The sequence below is a fragment of the Streptomyces sp. NPDC056169 genome (genome assembly GCF_042268445.1).
Classification (GTDB): domain Bacteria; phylum Actinomycetota; class Actinomycetes; order Streptomycetales; family Streptomycetaceae; genus Streptomyces.
In genome coordinates this window covers 39,356-56,982 of record NZ_JBHJUO010000027.1, presented here as the reverse complement: position 1 = coordinate 56,982, position 17,627 = coordinate 39,356, and the positions used below count along the sequence as shown (strand labels likewise).

The 17,627-nt window shown below is 69.6% G+C and carries 20 protein-coding genes and 2 pseudogenes; 11 read left to right on the top strand and 11 right to left on the bottom strand.

The window, feature by feature from the left end:
• Nucleotides 1-135: 135 nt before the first annotated feature.
• Both ACFC0G_RS35165 and ACFC0G_RS35160 read right to left on the bottom strand, forming a co-directional pair.
• Nucleotides 136-750: a hypothetical protein gene (locus ACFC0G_RS35165; RefSeq protein ID WP_376411647.1), complete on the bottom strand. Its 615-nt coding sequence runs from the start codon at nucleotides 748-750 to the stop codon at nucleotides 136-138.
• Between the two features lie 186 nt (nucleotides 751-936).
• Nucleotides 937-2,313 (bottom strand): cytochrome P450, encoded by a 1,377-nt coding sequence (locus ACFC0G_RS35160; protein ID WP_376411645.1) that lies wholly within the window; start codon nucleotides 2,311-2,313, stop codon nucleotides 937-939.
• 163 nt (nucleotides 2,314-2,476) lie between these two features.
• Between ACFC0G_RS35160 and ACFC0G_RS35155 the strand changes: the two genes are divergently transcribed.
• From ACFC0G_RS35155 to ACFC0G_RS35140, 4 genes are all read left to right on the top strand, one after another.
• The gene (locus ACFC0G_RS35155; RefSeq protein WP_376411642.1) at nucleotides 2,477-2,989 is read left to right on the top strand and encodes an AAA family ATPase; all 513 of its coding nucleotides are present in this window, start codon (nucleotides 2,477-2,479) and stop codon (nucleotides 2,987-2,989) included.
• Between the two features lie 287 nt (nucleotides 2,990-3,276).
• Nucleotides 3,277-3,468: a hypothetical protein gene (locus ACFC0G_RS35150; protein ID WP_376411639.1), complete on the top strand. Its 192-nt coding sequence runs from the start codon at nucleotides 3,277-3,279 to the stop codon at nucleotides 3,466-3,468.
• Between the two features lie 465 nt (nucleotides 3,469-3,933).
• On the top strand, nucleotides 3,934-4,734 hold the full coding sequence (locus ACFC0G_RS35145; protein WP_376411636.1) for a phytanoyl-CoA dioxygenase family protein: 801 nt from the start codon (nucleotides 3,934-3,936) through the stop codon (nucleotides 4,732-4,734).
• Nucleotides 4,735-4,757: 23 nt separating this feature from the next.
• Nucleotides 4,758-5,357 carry a DUF6309 family protein gene (locus ACFC0G_RS35140; protein ID WP_376411633.1) on the top strand — a complete coding sequence of 200 codons (600 nt, stop codon included), beginning with the start codon at nucleotides 4,758-4,760 and terminating at the stop codon, nucleotides 5,355-5,357.
• Here the strand turns inward: ACFC0G_RS35140 and ACFC0G_RS35135 are convergent.
• On the bottom strand, nucleotides 5,332-6,105 hold the full coding sequence (locus ACFC0G_RS35135) for an SDR family oxidoreductase (RefSeq protein ID WP_376411630.1): 774 nt from the start codon (nucleotides 6,103-6,105) through the stop codon (nucleotides 5,332-5,334). The two genes, ACFC0G_RS35140 and ACFC0G_RS35135, sit on opposite strands and share 26 nt — an antisense overlap.
• Nucleotides 6,106-6,131: 26 nt before the next feature.
• Here ACFC0G_RS35135 and ACFC0G_RS35130 point away from each other — a divergent pair, with 26 nt between their 5' ends.
• Together ACFC0G_RS35130 and ACFC0G_RS35125 are read left to right on the top strand one after the other, a co-directional pair.
• Nucleotides 6,132-7,502, top strand: coding sequence for an aspartate aminotransferase family protein (locus ACFC0G_RS35130; RefSeq protein WP_376411627.1), 1,371 nt, complete (start codon nucleotides 6,132-6,134; stop codon nucleotides 7,500-7,502).
• 97 nt (nucleotides 7,503-7,599) lie between these two features.
• On the top strand, nucleotides 7,600-8,340 hold the full coding sequence (locus tag ACFC0G_RS35125; protein WP_376411624.1) for a class I SAM-dependent DNA methyltransferase: 741 nt from the start codon (nucleotides 7,600-7,602) through the stop codon (nucleotides 8,338-8,340).
• Nucleotides 8,341-8,396: 56 nt separating this feature from the next.
• Here the strand turns inward: ACFC0G_RS35125 and ACFC0G_RS35120 are convergent.
• A pseudogene (locus ACFC0G_RS35120) lies at nucleotides 8,397-9,596 on the bottom strand (MFS transporter); the annotation flags it as partial.
• Between the two features lie 87 nt (nucleotides 9,597-9,683).
• Between ACFC0G_RS35120 and ACFC0G_RS35115 the strand changes: the two are divergent.
• Nucleotides 9,684-10,142, top strand: a complete 459-nt coding sequence (locus tag ACFC0G_RS35115; protein WP_376411621.1) for a winged helix-turn-helix transcriptional regulator — start codon at nucleotides 9,684-9,686, stop codon at nucleotides 10,140-10,142.
• 132 nt (nucleotides 10,143-10,274) lie between these two features.
• On the opposite strand, the gene ACFC0G_RS35110 is transcribed toward ACFC0G_RS35115, so the two are convergent.
• The 3 genes from ACFC0G_RS35110 to ACFC0G_RS35100 all read right to left on the bottom strand — a co-directional run bounded on the left by ACFC0G_RS35110 (nucleotide 10,275) and on the right by ACFC0G_RS35100 (nucleotide 12,045).
• The gene (locus ACFC0G_RS35110; protein ID WP_376411618.1) at nucleotides 10,275-10,607 is read right to left on the bottom strand and encodes a hypothetical protein; all 333 of its coding nucleotides are present in this window, start codon (nucleotides 10,605-10,607) and stop codon (nucleotides 10,275-10,277) included.
• Between the two features lie 522 nt (nucleotides 10,608-11,129).
• Nucleotides 11,130-11,465: a glyoxalase gene (locus ACFC0G_RS35105; protein ID WP_376411767.1), complete on the bottom strand. Its 336-nt coding sequence runs from the start codon at nucleotides 11,463-11,465 to the stop codon at nucleotides 11,130-11,132.
• A gap of 175 nt (nucleotides 11,466-11,640) precedes the next feature.
• Nucleotides 11,641-12,045, bottom strand: coding sequence for a hypothetical protein (locus ACFC0G_RS35100; RefSeq protein ID WP_376411615.1), 405 nt, complete (start codon nucleotides 12,043-12,045; stop codon nucleotides 11,641-11,643).
• A gap of 245 nt (nucleotides 12,046-12,290) precedes the next feature.
• On the opposite strand from ACFC0G_RS35100, the gene ACFC0G_RS35095 reads away from it, so the two are divergent.
• Nucleotides 12,291-12,632 (top strand): transposase, encoded by a 342-nt coding sequence (locus ACFC0G_RS35095; RefSeq protein ID WP_376411612.1) that lies wholly within the window; start codon nucleotides 12,291-12,293, stop codon nucleotides 12,630-12,632.
• A 198-nt stretch (nucleotides 12,633-12,830) separates the two neighbouring features.
• Nucleotides 12,831-12,935, top strand: a pseudogene (locus ACFC0G_RS35090) (hypothetical protein); the annotation flags it as partial.
• Between the two features lie 18 nt (nucleotides 12,936-12,953).
• On the opposite strand, the gene ACFC0G_RS35085 reads toward ACFC0G_RS35090, so the two are convergent.
• The gene (locus ACFC0G_RS35085) at nucleotides 12,954-13,238 is read right to left on the bottom strand and encodes a hypothetical protein (RefSeq protein ID WP_376411609.1); all 285 of its coding nucleotides are present in this window, start codon (nucleotides 13,236-13,238) and stop codon (nucleotides 12,954-12,956) included.
• An 84-nt stretch (nucleotides 13,239-13,322) separates the two neighbouring features.
• Complete coding sequence (locus tag ACFC0G_RS35080; RefSeq protein ID WP_376411605.1) at nucleotides 13,323-14,003, bottom strand: class I SAM-dependent methyltransferase; 681 nt, start codon at nucleotides 14,001-14,003, stop codon at nucleotides 13,323-13,325.
• A 136-nt stretch (nucleotides 14,004-14,139) separates the two neighbouring features.
• On the opposite strand from ACFC0G_RS35080, the gene ACFC0G_RS35075 reads away from it, so the two are divergent.
• Nucleotides 14,140-14,670: a DinB family protein gene (locus ACFC0G_RS35075; RefSeq protein WP_376411602.1), complete on the top strand. Its 531-nt coding sequence runs from the start codon at nucleotides 14,140-14,142 to the stop codon at nucleotides 14,668-14,670.
• Nucleotides 14,671-14,757: 87 nt separating this feature from the next.
• On the opposite strand, the gene ACFC0G_RS35070 is transcribed toward ACFC0G_RS35075, so the two are convergent.
• Entirely contained in the window at nucleotides 14,758-15,408 is a 651-nt protein-coding gene (locus ACFC0G_RS35070; RefSeq protein ID WP_376411599.1) for a GNAT family N-acetyltransferase, read from the bottom strand.
• 359 nt (nucleotides 15,409-15,767) lie between these two features.
• On the opposite strand from ACFC0G_RS35070, the gene ACFC0G_RS35065 reads away from it, so the two are divergent.
• Nucleotides 15,768-16,487, top strand: a complete 720-nt coding sequence (locus ACFC0G_RS35065; RefSeq protein WP_376411596.1) for an MBL fold metallo-hydrolase — start codon at nucleotides 15,768-15,770, stop codon at nucleotides 16,485-16,487.
• Between the two features lie 36 nt (nucleotides 16,488-16,523).
• Here the strand turns inward: ACFC0G_RS35065 and ACFC0G_RS35060 are convergent, their stop codons facing one another.
• Nucleotides 16,524-17,615: a hypothetical protein gene (locus tag ACFC0G_RS35060; protein ID WP_376411593.1), complete on the bottom strand. Its 1,092-nt coding sequence runs from the start codon at nucleotides 17,613-17,615 to the stop codon at nucleotides 16,524-16,526.
• Nucleotides 17,616-17,627: the final 12 nt, after the last annotated feature.

Sequence of the window (17,627 nt, the reverse complement as noted above, 5' to 3'; positions counted from 1 at the left end):
GAAGGACAGCGGGCCCGGCCCCTTTGCGTGTCCTGCGGCATCTCGCCGGGTCGAGCTGAAGCGACCGGCCGTACCTACGCTGAGCTGGTCGACCTTGTACGCGGGCGACCACGGAAGCCCCGGCCCCCGCCTCAGTCACGCAGCGAAAGACGGCAGCTCTCCCACCGCTTCGGCGACACGGCCCGCCAGGTCCTCCCACGGACGCGGAGCGACGACCGGTACGCCGGCCGCCCGCGCCTGCGCGGCGAGCCATCGGCCGTACAGCACGCTGACGCGTGCGCGATGGCGCTGCGGTCCGGCCTCCGGCTCCCGGTGCAGGTAGTTGGCCGTCACCTGCGCCTCGTCGTCCTCGTGGAGGAAGACGGCACGGATCGCACCTCCGGGCGTCGCCGATCCTGGCAGGACGTAGTCCCCTTCCAGGATCACCGGGGTGTCGGTGTCGACATGGTTGGCCACCACCGCCTCGATCGCCGGAGCCAGCGCCTCGGCGATCGCGATCTGCCGCTCGACCACCGACTCGGGCGCGTGACGTGCAGCCTCCGGGTGAGTGCGCCAGAAGTGGACCTCCGGCAGGTGTTCGGGCAGTGTCACCGCGAGGAGGGCCTCCACGATGTCGTCGACCTCCACGACAGGGACGCCGTACCGTCGTGCCAAGGCCCGGCCGACACCGGTCTTCCCCATCCCCGACGCGCCCCCGACGATGAGCACCCGCCAGTCGGGAAGGCCCCGTGCCTCATCCGTACCGTTCACATGGGCAGAGTAACGGGGCTCGATGCCGAGGCGGGGTGGTGGTGCGTGGCCGGCACCGCTCCTACGAAGCGCCGGCGTCGACGTACTGCGCCCCCGTCGGCCACACACCGGATTTCGGGGCGGCGGACCGCTTCGACGCGGGGCAGCTCTGTCGCATCTGTCGAAGCAACGCCGAAGCCACCGGCGTCACGGCGCCGATACGGGCATCGCGGTGCGTGGTCTTGCCTGCATGTGCAGGTCACGGAGTTCGAGTGTCACCGCTGCGGCGAGGCGGCCTCGGTGGCCCGATACGTGCTCCAGGCGCCATCGAGCGGCGATGGTCGCGAGGGCGAGGGTGGACTCGATCATGCTGAAGGAATCGCCGATGCATTTGCGGGCGCCCGCGGCGAAGGGCAGGAAGGCGTGGCGGGGCGGTTGGGGGTGCGGGGAGTCCCAACGATCGGGGGCGAAGGCTTCGGGGTCGGGGTAGAGGTCGGGACGGTGGTGGATGAGGTACGGGCTGTAGGCGACGCTGGTCCCGGCCGGCAGCAGGTACCCGCCGAGGTGCGTGTCGGCGGTGACCGCGCGGGTGAAGAACCAGCCCGGCGGGCGCAGCCGGAGGGTTTCGGTGATCACGCGCTCGGTCAGTGGCAGGCGCGGCAGGTCGGCGTGGGTGGCCGGCGCACCGCCCAGGACGGTGTCGACCTCGGTGTGCAACTGCCGCTCGATGTCGGGGTGGCGGGCCACCAGATCCAGCGCTGAGGACAGCGTTGCTGCCGTGCTTTCGATACCGGCCAGGATGAAGGAGACGATCGTGTCGCTGATCTCGGCGCTGGTCATGCCCGGAGTGTCGTCTTCGGGGTCGTGGGCCGACACCAGGGCCGAGAGCAGGTCGCCGTAGTCGGCTCCGTCAGCGCGTCGATCGTTGATGAGGCGCTCGACGGTGGCGTGGAGGCGGGCGCGGGCGGCAAGGTGGGCGCGATTGCCGGGCGTGGGCAGGCGGTCCAGCGGCGGGATCAGGAACATGCGTTGGTAGAGGCTCTTGACCACCGTGGTGACATCGTCGACGAGCCGGCCGTGCGCGGTCGCGGGCAGGGTGTCGGAGAACAGCGTGGCGGTGATGATTCGGGAGCTGGTCGCCATCATCTCGGCGGGCACATCCAGGACCTGGCCGGGAGTCCAGGAATCGGTCGTCTCCTGTAGGCAGGTGGTCATGGAGCGTGCGTAGTCCGGAAGCCGGGCCTGGTGGAAGGCGGGCTGGGAAAGCCGCCGCAGCCGGCGATGCGCTTGGTGCCGGCAGGAAACCACGCCGTCGCCGATCACTTCTCGTAGGCGGTCGTACAGCGGGCCGCCTTTGTCGAAGATGCGGTCGTCCAGCAACGCTCGCCGGGTCAGTTCCGGATCGCAGATCACGATGACGGTGAGGGGGCCAAGCCGAATACGGACCAGGTCGCCGAGGGCGGGCAGCGAGTTCAGGAACGCCAACGGATCCCGCAGCAGCGGCACGACGTGCCCGACCAGGGGCAGCGCACGGGGAGCGGCGGGGATCGAGGAGATCATGGGGATCGTGGGGGTCGTGGGCATGAGGGGTACGTAGCGCAGCCTGGTGGCGTCACACGCGTCCGGCCCGGAAAGCGGCACGTCAGCGGCCGTCACCCGGGTCGCTGTCAGGTTGACGACCAGTGGTGCGCGCACCCCGACCTGGCGAGTTGGCGGTAGCAACGGTCGGGCGTGCGAGGGTGTGACCATGTTGATCGTGATGGCGGGGCTGCCTGGCGCGGGGAAGAGTTCGGTCGCCGAGGCGTTGGGGCGGGAGTTGGCCGCTCCGGTCGTGTCGGTGGATCCGATCGAGGCGGCGATGTGGCGCGCGGGGGTGGCTCGCGAGCAGCCCACGGGCCTCGCGGCGTATGTCGTGGCCGAGGCTGTTGCCGACGGTGTGCTGGCCCTGGGCCAGACGGTGATCATCGATGCGGTCAACGCGGTGGAGGAGGCGCGGGAGCAGTGGCGGTTGCTGGCGGCTCGTCATGGTGTGCCGGTGGCGTTCATCGAGGTGGTGTGTTCGGACACGGCGGTGCATCGCCGGCGGCTTGAGGGCCGGTCCCGGGGCATCGAGGGCTTCCAGGAGCCGACCTGGGAGGCGGTGGAGCGGCGACGGGAGGAGTTCGCACCGTGGTCGGATCACCGGTTGGTGCTGGACAGCGTGATCGACCTGCCATCGAACGTCGCGGCGGCCCTGGGGTTCCTGGCCGCGGCGCCCTGACTACTGAGCGAGCGGCTGGACGGCGGGCCTGATGAGGAGGGGCAGCCGCGGCTGATGGATCACCCGTACTCCGTCGCATGCCGCTCGTCTCAGGACTGGGCCTCGTACCATCCGTTCGCGTCGCCGCCTTCCGAAGGCGTCGTCGCCCTCGCCGAACGGGGACAGGATCAGCCACACCAGGCATCGACACGGTAGACGGCGGGGTGCAGCAGCGACGCAGTGGCGGTCGAGAGCGGCCGGTGGGAAATGCCGACGCGTGTGTCAGTGGGGCCCCGTACGGTAGCGGCATGTCATCGTCTTCCGTCCTCGCCCGTCCCGCGCTCGAAGCGTCCTGGATCAACTCCAGGATTCGTGAACTGATGGACGAGCCGTACAGCGAGAAGCGTGCGGCCGAGTACCAGCGGCTGCTCGTGCTGTGGGACGAGGCGAGCGGGCAGGTGTCCGGGGGGCGTAACCCCGAGTTCGTGACTGCTGCTTGAGCCTTCGTCGCGGGATGCGTCCGCTGTCTGGGCTGAGCTCGGGGCTGTGCGGAGATTCCGATTCCGTGAGCCTCCGCCGTCTTGAATGCGCAGGTCAAGGGGCTGGCTTGTCCGGTTCTCGGGGTGATCACGCTGGTCGCGGACGGTAAGCCGCGGAGTCGATCGTCCGTCGGCGCGGCCGGGCTCGACTCGAAGTGAAACGCGATGCGGCAGCGCCGGTGGAGGTGCGCGCTCCCTCCTCCCTTATGTCGGCCCAGGCGTCTCCGGAATTGGCTTGATCCGTCCATAGCGGCATTTTCGGGCCAGCCCGCAGGGTTTTGGACTTCCTTGTTTCCCTCCGCATGAATAGTCGGCGTTGTGGATAGCCTCTGGCTTTGTTCGGCCTCGTTCGGGTCGAATTCATGCCAGGTAAAGCCGCATTCCACGAGGAATTCGTACGGGCGGCCACGGGAAGGGATCGGCAGCGTGAGCCAGCAGGCCGCACCAATGCTCGACACCGAGCAGATGGCCCAGTTCGAAAAACTCGGGTATCTGGTACTCCCCGCCTTCCTTCCGCCCGCGCTGGTGGCGCGGCTGGAGCCGGAGGTCGACCACTGGGTGGACAGCGGGCTACGGACGGACTCGATCGAAGCCTGCCGCGACCCCGAGTCGTTACGACCGCCGTCGGTCATGGAGATCGAACTCCCGGCCCACGGCGAGCTTGTCGCACACCCTCCCCTGATGTGGCTGCTGGACCAGCTCATGGGGAATGACTTCGTCTTCCATCATCTCCACAGCGCCCGGCTGGCCCCGGACGCCCCCGGCAAGAGCTGGCACCACGACTACGAGCGGCCCGCGGGGCGCGGTCGCAGCCATCTGATGGTGCACGCCCTGCACTATCTCGGCGGCCTCGACGCTTCCCAAGGCGGTCTCGCGCTGCTCCCCGGCTCGCACCAGGAGCAGGCGGAGAAGGCCGCGCGCGCCCGGTTCGGCTGCGCCGAACTGCCGGGCGAGGTCTTGGTCGACGACCTGCCGCCCGGTTCGACCGTGCTGATCCACTCGGCACTGTTCCACACCCGGCGCCCGCCGCGCGTCGCGGGTCCCGCGGCGGGCGGGCCTCGCTACATGGTCGACGGTTCGTACTGTCAGACAGGGGTTCGCTGGCAGCCGGTGAAGCCGTACTGGCGTCAAATGCTGGCCCGGGCAAGGGTCTTGGGCTTGGATCACGGCAAGTGGCCGGAGCTCTTCGCCGACCACCACTTCACCGAGTACGCCGTCCCGGCCTGACGTTCCCGAGAGGCACGAACATGATGACCGTCGCACCTGTCTCGTTCGACGAGGTACTTCACCGCTTCCACGAGGAGCACCCGCTCGACCGGGAGTACGAGGGGAACACCAACGACGAGGCGGAGGGGCACCTCCAGGACGCGGACCGCACCATCGGGCGATGGAGCAAGGTCCTGCTCGACAGGAGGGACCTGCGCGGCATCATCCTGCCGTGGCATCTCGGTGAGGGCGGGGAGCGGGAGCTCATTCCCACCAGCGGGCTGACGGTCGCCCGTACGGTAGCGCTGCTGCGCGCTTCCGGCGCGGCGTACACCCGCTCGAATCCGGTCTGCGGTCGCAAGATCGCGCGCCAGGCGACCAGCGCCTTCACCCCTGTCTTCCTGAGCGTCGGGCCGGCGCCGGGCATCGACTACGACGGTCTGACGGTCAGGCACGGGCTCACCCACCTGGACGGCCTGCACCGCATGGTGTCTTGGGAACTCCACGGCAGGGTCGATTCCGGCACCCGGATCCAGGCGTACGTGGCCGGAGGGCCCGTCGTCGGATCCGGGGCCAGGACCGGGGCCGGGGCCGGATCCAGGGCCGGGAGCCTGAGCGCTAGCCGCGGCCGACGTACGGCATAGCGGCCGGCATCACCGTGACGGACTGGATGTTCACGCCGACGGGGAGGTTCGCCATGGTGACGACCATGTGCACGACATGAGAGACGTCCATCGTCGGCTCGACCCGGAGGGATCCGTCGGCCTGCCGGACCGGCGGTTGTTCACGGCCCACCGGCGTGACGTTTCCGATGTCTATCTGACCGCACGAGATGTCGTACCGGCGCCCGTCGAGCGACAGGGAGCGGGTGATCCCGGCGACCGCGTGCTTGGCCGCGGTGAAGGCGATCGAGTCCGGGCGCGGGACGTGGGCCGAGGGAGCGCCGTTGTTGATGATGCGGCCGCCACGGGGAAGCTGGTCCTTCATCATCCGGTACGCGGCCCGTGAGCAGAGGAAGGTTCCCGTGGCGATCGAGTCCAGCACCCGCCGCCAGTCCTCGACGGCCACGTCCTCGGTCGGCGTGTACGGCATCGTGTCGGCCGCGTTGTTGAACAGCACGTCAATGCGACCGAACCGCTCAGCCACCTCGTCGAACAAGCGCGTGACGGCATCGGCGTCGGTGATGTCCGCGACGACCGGCACGGCCTGGCCGCCTCCGCGCCCTTGTTCCGCACCCGCCCGGGCGAGTTCCGCCGTTTCCTCCAAAGCGTCCTTTCTCCGCCCGGCCAGCACCACCGACCACCCGTCCGCGACGAGCGCCAGGGCGCAGGCACGGCCAATGCCGCTGCCCGCACCGGTAACGACAGAGACCTTATGGACCTTTTCGGCCACGAGCACTTCCCCTTACAGGAGCAAGAATGAGTCTCGGAAATCCCACCGCCCCTACCGTTCACGGTGTTCCTGAAATCGGGAACACCAAAACAAGCCAAGCCCTGTTCGAGCGGGCGAAACTCTCACTGGCCGGCGGGATCAGTTCCTCGTCCCGCCTCACCTCTACGGGTACCCGCCCGTATCCGCTCTACATCAGCCGCGGCTCGGGGGCACGAATCGTCGACGTCGACGGAAACGAGTACCTCGACTACCTCATCTCCTACGGCAGTGCGATCCTCGGGCACGCCGCTCCGGCCATCACCTCCGCGCTGACCTCGGTGCTGGAGAACGGCACGATGTTCGGCACCTGCAACGTCCCGGAGATCGAACTCGCCGAGCTGATATGTTCCTCGGTCCCCTGCGCCGATCTGGTCCGCTTCTCGAATTCCGGCTCCGAGGCCGTCCTCGGCGCGATTCGCACCGCGCGCGGATTCACCGGCCGTTCGAAAATCCTCAAATTCGAGGGCCACTATCACGGGTGGACCGACACCCTGGCGATCTCGAACCGCCCCACCGCCGCGCAGGCCGGTCCCTACGAATCGCCCGCGGCCCATCCCCACTCCCCGGGAATCCCCCAGGGCGTCGTGGACGACGTGGTGGTCTGCCCGTGGAACGACGTGGACCTCCTGCGCACGGCGCTCGACGCGCACCGAGGCGAGATCGCTGCCGTGATCTGTGAACCGATCGTGGCCAACAACGCCTGCACGATGCCGCTCCCCGGCTACCTTGAGATGCTGCGCGAGGAATGCACCGCGCGCGGCATCCTGCTGATCTTCGACGAGGTCTGCACCGGCTTCCGTACCGGCCCCGGAGGTGCCCAGACGCTCTTCGGAGTGGTCCCGGACCTCGCGGTCTACTCCAAGGCCCTGGGCGGCGGACTGCCCATCGCCGCCTTCGCCGGCCGGTACGACGTCATGGACAGCCTCGCCACCGGCCGGGTCAAGCACGGCGGCACCTACAACGGCTCCCCGCTGTGCGCCGCCGCCTCCCTGGTCACCCTCACCGAGTTGGCCGACCCGGCCGTCACGGCGCGGATCGACGAGACCGGGCAGCGCGTCATGGAGGCCATCCGCAAAGCTGCCACGGATCATCACGTTCCCTGCGCGGTGCAGGGCGTCGGGGCGATGTTCCAGGTCGTGTTCTCCACCGACGGTGCACCGACGCGGCACTACCGCGACATCTTCCGCCTCGACCAGCACCGCTACGACGCCTTCCGGTACGCCCTCCTGCAGCGTGGCATCCACGCCAACGGCTTCGGGCTGGCCTGCTGGTTCGTCTCCACCGCTCTCACCGAATCCGACATCGACGAGACCTGCCTGGCGATCGACGAGGCGTTCGCCGCGATCCGCACGGCCTGACGGAGCGGCGGTTGAGGAGCTGGGTGGGGTGTGATCGGAGCCGGTGGAAGGTAAATGCGTCGACAGCGCCCTTCGATACCCGGCAAAGTGGCCGCCCGTGACGAGCAGTGAGCTGTGGACCCGTGCGACCGCCGACCGCTACGACGCCGAGGAGACCGAGACGTTCTCGGCCGCCGTTCTCGGACCGACTCTCGCCTTCCTCGACGAGCTCGCCGGAGACGGCCGGGCACTGGAGTTCGCCATCGGGACCGGACGAGTGGGCGTCCCGCTCCGGGAACGCGGCGTGCCGGTCGTGGGCATCGAACTGTCCGAGCACATGGCGGCGGTGCTGCGGCGCAAGATCGACGAGGACACGCTCCCGGTAGTCATCGGGGACATGGCCACCACGGTCGTTCCCGGTGAGTTCACCCTGGTCTATCTCGTCTACAACACCATCACGAACCTGCTCACGCAGGACGAGCAGGTCGAGTGCTTCCGCAACGCCGCTCGCCATCTGGAGCCCGGTGGCCGGTTCGTCATCGAGCTGGGCGTGCCGCCGCTGCGGTTCCTGCCGCCCGGCCAGGTCGCGGTGCCGTTCGACGTCTCCGAGCGGCATCTCGGCTTCGACACCTTCGACCTCGTCGAGCAGGTTCTCGTCTCGCACCACCTCACCCTCGACGGCGACGACGGCCGCTACCGCCGTGACAGCTCCCGGCACCGCTACGCCTGGCCGGCAGAGCTCGACCTGATGGCACGGATCGCCGGGCTCGATCTGGAACGTCGCGTCGCGGACTGGGACGGGGCGCCGTTCACCCAGGACTCCGCGAAGCACATCTCCGTGTGGCGCAAGCCGATCTGAGGTCGTGAGGGGTTCTTGGACGCAGCTTGTGTGCGTCGTCGTGCCTCGGGTAGGAGCTTCGCGCCGTTGCCGGGGCGTCTTCTGTTGGCTGCCCAGATGGTCAGTGCGCACGCGGCGAACCCTGCGCCGAGGAGGCTGGAGCCCGCCCAGCCGTGGGTGGTGAAGAGGGTGGTGGTTGCGGCCGCACCGAGGGCGGAGCCGAGGGAGTAGAAGACCATGTAGCTGCCGATGACGCTGCTGACGCGGTCCGGATGCGCGGCGGTGAGCAGGTGCTGGTTGCTCACGTGCACGGCCTGGACCGCGAAGTCGAGGACCACGATCCCGAGGGTCAAGAGCCATAGCGACCACGGCAGCTGGGCGAGCGCCGCCCACGAGACGATGAGCAGGGTCAGGGCGAATCCGGTGACCGGGCCCGCCCTTCCCGCGTCTGCCCATCGTCCGGCGCGTGCGGCGCCGAGCGCGCCGGCCAGTCCAGCGATGCCGAACAGTCCGATCTGGCTCTCGCTCAGCTGCCACGGCTTGTCCGCCAGTGGCAGGGACAGTCCGCTCCAGAGCGTTCCGAACGATGCGAAGAGGAAGAACGCGATGAGTCCGCGCGTCAGGAAGGTGCGCTCCCTGAACAGTCCGCCTTGCGAGGCGATGGCCTGCCTGTACGTCGTGGGGGTGGCGTGCGTCGCGGGCGTCGCCGGCTTCCCGGGTCGGTTGGGGCGCTGCTCCGGTGGGAGCACAGCGAGGACCAGGGCCGCGAGTCCGAGGGAGACCGCGGCCAGTACCGCGTAGACACTTCGCCAGCCCCACACGTCGGCGAGTACGCCGGCCACCGCCCGCGCGCCGAGGATGCCGACCACGACGCCCGCGGTCACGACGCCGATGTTCCGTCCGCGTTCGTCGGGTGGCGAGGTCGATGCGACGTAGGCCACCGTGATCTGTACGACGACGGCGAACACGCCGGTCGTCGCGAGTCCCACGAACGCCGCCCATGTGGTCCATGCCGAGGCCGTCAGGATCATGCCCGCTGCGGTGATCGCCAGGTGCACGGCGATGAGCCGGCGTCTGTCGGCCAGGTCGCCGAGCGGTACCAGCAGCAGGAGGCCTGCCAGGTAGCCGAGCTGGCCGGTCGCGACGATCCATCCGGCGAGCCGTGCCGGTACGCCGAGGTCGTGTCCCATCGGTTCCAGTACCGGCTGGGCGGCGTAGATGCTCGCCACAGCGACGCCGCACACCATCGCCAGCAGTAGGCGCCGCCATGCGTTCATTCCGCCCCAGCCCCAATCGGTAGCATATTGCAACTGATTCGACCGTACGGCATGATGGTTTCACTTCGCAACCCATTGGGAGAGGTCATGCCGCGCACCACGACGGGCACCCTGGAGCTCGACTGGACCGACCCCGACTGCCCCGTCGCCCGCACGCTCGACCTCGTCGGCGACAGGTGGAGTCTTCTCGTCATCCGCGACGCGATGGACGGGGCGCGGTCGTTCACCGAGTTCCAGCGACGGACAGGCATCGCCCGCAACATCCTCACCGACCGCCTCCGCAAGCTCACCGCTCACGGGCTCCTCGCCCAGCGCACCGCACCGTCGGGGCGCCGCCAGGAGTACGTGCTCACCGATGCCGGGCGCACCCTCTTCCCCGTCATCCTCACCCTGCGGCAGTGGGGGGAACGGCACGCCTTCGCCCCCGGCGAGGCCCATTCCGTCCTCGTCGACCAGAACGGCGCCCCCGTGCCGGAACTCGCGCCCACCGGTGCCGACGGCACCCTCCTCGACGCCGACAACACCCGCGTGGAGAAGACCGGGTAGCAGGAGGACGGCGCCGCCGCTCCTCGGCTCAGGCCCGGGCGGGCCGGTCGGGGGCCGGGAGGTACGGCAGCGGGCTCGGCAGTCCGGCGCCGGTCGGACGATCCCCGTCCTCGTGCCGCATGACCTCACGCTTCACAGCTGGTGAGTCCAGGCGATCACCAGTACGACGCCGGCGCCGGTCGACGCCACCAGGGCGAGAACGGGCCACAGCCCGACCTTGCGACCCCACATCCCGCCTGCCAGACGGGAGTGCAGCCGGCTCAGCTGCCCCAGGGCACCGAGCCCGAGAGCAGCGAAGGGCAGGGCGACGAGGAAGTGCACGACCCATGCCCCGCCCATGGTCGGCCCGCCCCAGGAGTGGTCGTACGGGCCCTGGTCGACCAGCGGGTAGAGGACGCCACGAAGAACGAGCAGGATCTCGACACCCAGAGGGACGAGCGCCAGCAGTCCCAGCGGTACGCACAACAGCGCATGGGCCAGCAGCCGTCCCGCGCCGGGCTGCCGGGACGACGTCCGCGCGGTGAGAACGTGGCCCCCTGCTCGGGCCCACCACGCACCTGCCCTGTCAGAACGTCCCGCCGCGACCGCTCCGACGGTCACGACCGCAGCAGGTAGCAGCACCAGGGCGTACCCGACCCGGCGCGCGAATCGCGCGGCAACGGCACCCGAATCGGATGCGGTGGCACCGTCGTCCGCACGCCTCGAAGCAATGAACGGCATGCCCTGCCCCTGTCTTCCGGTCATCGGCCCTCTGCCGACGACCGGGAGAGTAGGGGCAAGGTTCCGTCCACCACCTCACACCGTGGTGCCGCATCGGCCCCCTACCTCGGTAGGGGGTCAGGGTGTTGGTGCGGGTGCAGAGGGAGGTGGTCCGCCCTCGATTCGGGGCTGGAGTGCGCTGCTGCCCAGGCTCCGTCGAATGGTGCGGGCCACGGGGCGTGAGTGCGCCGGGCGGTCGTCGTCGGTGTGCTGACGGCGGTGCCTGTGTCAGCGGCCCTGGATCGGTTCAAGGAACTCAAGCCGGTTCCCCAGCTTGTCGAACGCGTAGAAGCGATGGTGACCAGGGAAGTTGTCGTCCCACGTCACGTCCACGCCGTTGAGTTCCAGTTGTTCGGCGAGCGCCTTCAACGACGTCACGAGGATGCCCGGATGCGCCTTCTTGTTCGGGCGGAAATCCTCCTCGACTCCCAGGTGTACCTCCAGGCCGCCACCGCGGAACCAGCAGCCACCGCGGGCGGCGAGCACCGGAGGCTTCTCCAGCTCGGTCATCCCGAGGACACGGCCCCAAAACTCGCGGCAGAGCTCCTCGGCTCCCGGAGGCATGGCCAGCTGTACGTGGTGCAGGCCGTCGAGGGAGTACCGGGGGGTCTCCTGAGTCACATCTCCTCCTCGATGGAATCTTGACGTCAAGATAATGAGGTGGGGATGCGTCCGGCAAGGCCTCAGGCACTCTGACACTCCGGCATTCAGGCCCGGCGGTGTCGCAACGCCGCCTCACTCATCCGGCTGCCCCGTCCCCGTCGTGTATCGCCGCGAGCTCCGCGATCAGGTCCGCGTCGCGCATTCCGGGCAGGGAGTACCCCTCGGCCTCGTCCCAGGGGACATCGAGGTCGTCCATGTGCACGCGCCACTCGGCGTCCGGTACGGCCCGGCGAAGCTCCGTCACGGAATCCAGCACATGGGCGATCACCGGCATCAGACGACCGGGATTGAACGGCATCTTGGTGGACCCGGCGATGACCTCCTCCGGCGAGTCCGCATCCCGGTCGTACAAGTCCAGTGATTCCTCGTCGTCGTACGGAAACGACGCCCTGTGCACGGCGACGACGCGGTCGACGGAGCCCGACTCGGCCTCGGTCAGCGGAGTCGTGCGGCGCGCGCTGTAGTAGAGAGAGACGCTCATGACGCCAGCGTAGGGCGGGGGTCTGACATTGATACTCGTAGCGGGTTCCGGGGGTCGTGGCTCAGGGTCTGACTGACGCTCTGCTGGGCTGTCCTGCGACTGTTCTGTCCGGCCGCCGGGACCCGTTCTCCATGGCTCCGGCCAGGTGGAGCATGACCTGATAGGAGCTTGGCCAGCGGCCCCTTCAATGTACTGTCTGACCCACCCGGCCGGCGTCACCTCCGGCCCGGAAGGCAGCACACACGATGACAGCGACGACCACACCCGTCACCGAGCTGGATGCGGTGTTCGGCGGGGTGGATTCCCACGCGGACACGATCCACGTTGCTGTCGTCACCGACCGGGGCGGCCACGTAGCGGACGCCGAGTTCCCGACCACGGCAGCCGGATACCCTGCGGCGGTCGCGTTCCTGAGCGCCCACGGCACGGTGACCGCCGTCGGTGTCGAGGGGACCTCCGCCTATGGTCTCGGGTTCACCCGCGCTGCCCGCCGCGCGGGACTGACCGTGGTCGAGGTCAACCGGCCCGATAAGGCGGAGCGTCGCCCTGAACCAGATCGCGCACATCCTCATCACCGCCCCGGATGACATCCGCGTCAAGTACGCCGCCCTGCGCGGCAAGACGCAGGTCGACGCCATCGCCCGGCTGCGTCCCACCGGCGACGGACCACGCGTCGCCCTCCTGACCGCCCTGAAGCTTCTCGCCCGCCGGGTCCGGGCCCTGACCGCAGAACACGACACCCTCGCCACCTCCTTGGACACAGCCGCCACCGACAACAACCCGGCCTGCGCGCCGCGTTCGGTGTCGGTCCGGACACCGCGGCCCAGCTCCTGGTCACCGCCGGAGGAAACCCCGACCGACTGCGCTCCGAGGCTTCGTTCGCGGCCCTCTGCGGCGTCGTGGCGGGTTCACTCATAGACGGTGGCGGCCTGAAGGGCTCTGGCCAGGAAAGTCCAGTCCCCTTCCTCGGGGAGCTTCTTCCCGGAGTTTCGATACCAGCCCGGCGAGTCATCCACCCAGGCCGCGAGGGCCTCAAGGAAGCGGCCGAGGCTCTGGTTCTCCCACTCGTGCCCCCGGCGGAGGTAGTCCTGGTGCAGTTCCCGGACGGCGGCGACCAGCTCGTCGCGGCTGCGGATCTCGCTGTCGGGAGTAAGGGCATGGAGGGAAGGTACCTCGCTCCTACGACTCCCCACGCTTGACGATCAATAGGAGCATCAGCGCGGGCCGGCCGGCGGCGGCGCGACGTCCGTGACGACGTATGAGAAGCCTGTCGAGGTTCAGCGGAGCCGGCGTGCGCGCAGGACCACGTCGTCGGTGTGGTGGGCGCCGGCGCCACCCTCGGGTGCCACGCGTGGCCGCTGCTCGTCCGCCTCGACCGCCCAGTCGTCGTCGAGCAGACCAAGGACCATCGAGGGCCAGACGTAGTCGGCCGGGTCGAAACCGCTCTCGTCTGCCTGGTGGGTGTCCATCCCCGCGTGATGGACGAGCAGCAGCACGCCACCGGGCGCGACGGCCGCAAGCAGGGCTCGCTCGGCCGCGGCGTCGGGAGTGCGCAGCAGGGCCGGGTACTGCGCGGAGACCAGGTCGAACGAGGCCGGCGGGAGCTCTGCCTCCGTCAGGGTGGCGTGCACCCAGCGGACCGCGACACCGGCGTCCCGCGCATGCCCGGCCGCCCGCTCCAGCGCCACGCCCGACACCTCCAGCGCGGTGACGTCCCAGCCGCCGCGCGCGAGCCAGACGGCGTCCGCGCCCTCCCCGCAGCCCACGTCCAGCACCCGGCCGGGGGTGAGCCCGGCGACCTCGGCCACGAGTGCGCCGTTGGGACGGCCGCTCCACAGCTGCCGGCGATCGGCGTACCGGCTGTCCCACTCCGCTCGCACCGCGGGATCTCCGAGGTATCCGTCGCCAGGCGCATGGGTACCGGACGTGGGCGATCCCGCCCTGGTGTCGTCAGTCATGCGCCCCACCGTCGCCGAACGCTTCCCGGTCGCGCCACTCCTGTTGCCGGTTCGGCAAAGCGGCGTCGTCGTCCACGGGGCGTGGCGGGGGCGAGGCGTGCTTGAAGCCTCCCTGACGGCGGGGGAGGGTGGATCCATGGCATGGACAGCACCGCAGGTCGAGCGCACCAGGCAGCTCGGCGACCTGGGCACCGTAACCGAGCGTCAGATGCTGGAGGGGTGGCTGAGCTGGCACCGCGAGACGTTGCTGGCCAAGTGCGCCGGGCTTGAGCCGGCCCAGTTGGTGCGGACGACCGTGGAGCCGTCGGATCTCACCCTTCTGGGCCTGGTCCGCCACATGACGGAGGTGGAGCGATGGTGGTTCCGGCGCGGTTTCGCGGGTGAGGCCATCGGCGATGTGTTCACCGGTCCGGCAGACGGCAACGAGGGACTCGACGGAGTTCGCGCCGCCGACGCGGAGCGAGACTTCGGATTGTTCCGGGCCGAGGTCGAGGCGTGCGACGCGGCGGCGGCCGGCCACGACCTCGACGAGACCTTCCTGTCCTCCTACGGAGTTCCTCTCAGCCTGCGCTGGGTCTACGCGCTGATGATCCAGGAGTACGCCCGCCACAACGGCCATGCCGACTTCCTGCGGGAGCGGACCGACGGGGCGACGGGTGACGGGTGACTGAGCGGTTCCCGCCAGGGCCTGTGGTGAGAGTGCCGACGGGCCGGACCAGGTGATGCCCAGGTCCGGCCCGTCGTCCGCTCGTCTCTACAGGTCGAGCTGGTACTGGACCGTCGTGTGTGTGGGCACGTAGTCGAGGCTGTCGCTGATGCGTCTCATGTGCGTGTTGCTGTCGGCGGTGTCGGTCAGGAGGCCACCGAGGTCCGGATAGCGCCCGTGGGCTTCTCGGATCGACTCGGCCTTCATCCATCGGCCGAGGCCGTGTCCCCGGTGCTCGGGCAGCACGCCGGTGCCGTAGTGCTGGCCATCACCCGTGCCGTTGCCGGGGACGACGAGTTCTGTGAACCCGGCGATCGAGCCGTCGGTCGTGTCGATGGCGACGACCGTGTGCAGCTGGTCTCCGCGGTCTCGAACGGCCCTCGCTGCGGCCCGGACCCGGTCCACGTCCCAGGTGACAGTGCCGTAGTCGGTGTCTTCCATGGGCATGTCGTCCATGGCGCGGCGTGAGGCGGCGAACGTCTGGGCGAGGTCGTCGGGGACGGTTCCCCGCCATGACGCCAGCCGGTAGCCGGGGTGCGGACGCTCGATGATCTCGGCCAGGTGCTCTTGTCCGCCGTCGAACAGGCGCAGAAAGGCCGTCCCAACGGGGATGGAATCGGCGTCGGATGCCAGCCATGCAAGGCGTCGGCTGTGCGCCCCGTGAGCGGGGTCGGTCAGCGGGGTGATGCGAAGCGACAAGGTGTCTCCGTCGTGAGGAGGTGGCGAAGGTCAGTACGCGGGCTCACCTGCTGGGCACTCGTACGCATGCGCTCCACACCTCCTCGTCGACAGTGCCGGTCCGGAACGACGTGGACGGCTCGGGCGAACGTAGCCGGACCATCGGTTCCTCGGCAAAGAGTTAACCGAAGGCAGGTGCGACCGTGGGGTCACAGCCACTCGTTACTCCGCAGAGTCCCGCTCGCGGGAATCGCTCTTGTCGAACGCTGGGGGCCGGCCGCCGGGGGAACCTCGCTTCTCGCGGCCTCGTTCACCCTGCGCGCAATTCGCGGTCGGCAGAAGCAGCTGGACTGTCGCCGGCCCCGCGTTAGCGTCGTTTCATGGAACTCACCCAGGTCACCCCTACTGTCTGGCAACTGGCCTTCCCGGTCGGCCATGTCTACTTCGTGCGCCTGCCCGACGGTTACGCTCTGATCGACACCGCCATGCCGGGGTCCGCCCCCGCGATCCTCGACGCCCTGACGCGGCTGGGCGGCCGCTCGCAGGACCTGCGGCAGATCGTCCTCACCCACTCGCACATCGACCACATGGGCTCGGCTGCGGATCTCGTCGAGGCCACCGGCGCCCGCGTCCTGGCCGGAGCCGTGGACGCCCCGTTCATCCGTGGCACGGCACCCGAACCCCAGCCGGTACACACCGCACCGGAACGCGCGCTTCACGAGCAGATCGTGGCCGGCTTCTCCGATACGTACGCCCAGCCCCTGCGCCATGTGCCGGTGGAGGGGGAACTCCACGACGGAGACACCATCGACGGCTGGGGCGAGCCCGTCCACGTCCTGCACGTGCCCGGACACACCCCGGGAAGTATCGCGCTGCATCTCCCCTCCAGCGGCGTCCTGTTCCCGGGCGACATCGTCGCCACCGCGGAGGGCCGGGCGATCCTCGGCCCGTTCAACGTGGACAGGGAGCAGGCCATCGCCTCCTTCCGGCGGCTGGCCTCGCTGGAGGTGGACACGCTGTGCGTCCCGCACGGCGAGCCGGTGCTCAAGGGCGCGAGCGAGGTGCTGCGGGCGGCGACTCCGCAGAACGACTGGGTGTGAGTCGAGCGCCCTGTTCCTGTTCCTGCGCCCGGGCTGCTACGACCGTGTAGCGGTCCCGCAGCCTTCGTGCCCCTCCCCCATCGTCGTACTGCGGTCGTACGGATCGACCGTCCGGCCGTCCGTGCTGCCGGCCTCCGACCCTCCCCCGCCGAACTCCGGCCTGAAGTACCCGGTGGCCTTGCCGCAACCACCGTTGGTCATATGGGTCTTGTACGAGAGGAGGGTGAAGGTGCCTTCCTCAGTGGTCACCTTCCTCGGATCGTCCCAGCTCACCACCGTCTCCCGCCGCACGATCGTGCGCACGACCTCGTCGCCGCCGCCCGCCGGTGCGGACGCGTACACGAACGTGACGTCGGCCGTCACCTCAAGGGCCCCGAGCTTCCCCTCCCCGTACGTGATCCGCCCGCGGGTCCTGACCGCATCCCCGACCAGGCGCGCCTGCGCCGGGTCGAAGCGGCTGAACAGGAGCCGCGGGTCGTCGTCGTCGCTCGGAGTGCGCAGCGCGGTCGACACGAAGGTCCTGACGTCCTGCTGATGCGGGTTCATCAAGGAGATGGCCTTCTCCGGGCGGCCACCTCGCAGCACGGACGGATCCAGGCTGGACGCGGCGAGGAAGTCGCGTGTCCGCGCGAGTGCCTGCTGCACCTCCGCCTTCGTCAGCCACCCGGTCGCCTTCGCGGCCGGGATCGTGATCCCTGCCGTGCCGTTCGCCCAGCGCGCCGCCGGGGACCCCCGGAACGGGTCGTCGAGTGTGGCCCGCCGAGCCGGCTCGTCGGCCGGCGCGCCCTCCGGTCGTTGCGACTCCTGTGCCAAGGTCTCCCCCGTCGGGCCCTCGTCACCGGACCACCCGACGAAGCCTCCCGGGTCCACCGCCACGACCAGCAGGGCCACCGAGGCCAGGAGCCCGGCTACGTACCAGCCCTTCTTCCTGCGTCGCGGCCGGACGGGTGTGTGCGCCCGCCAGGGCGTCGGCTCCGCGGGCTCCGTCCGCAGTCGGCCCGCCATCTCGCGGGCCCGCGCGGACGGTTCCTTCGGCGCGTCCCCGGCGCCGTCGACCGTGGTGCGCAGGAACTCCTCCCACACCTCGTCCGGCGCCGACGAACCGCCCTGCTCCCCACCCGTGTTCACGCCCGACCCCTC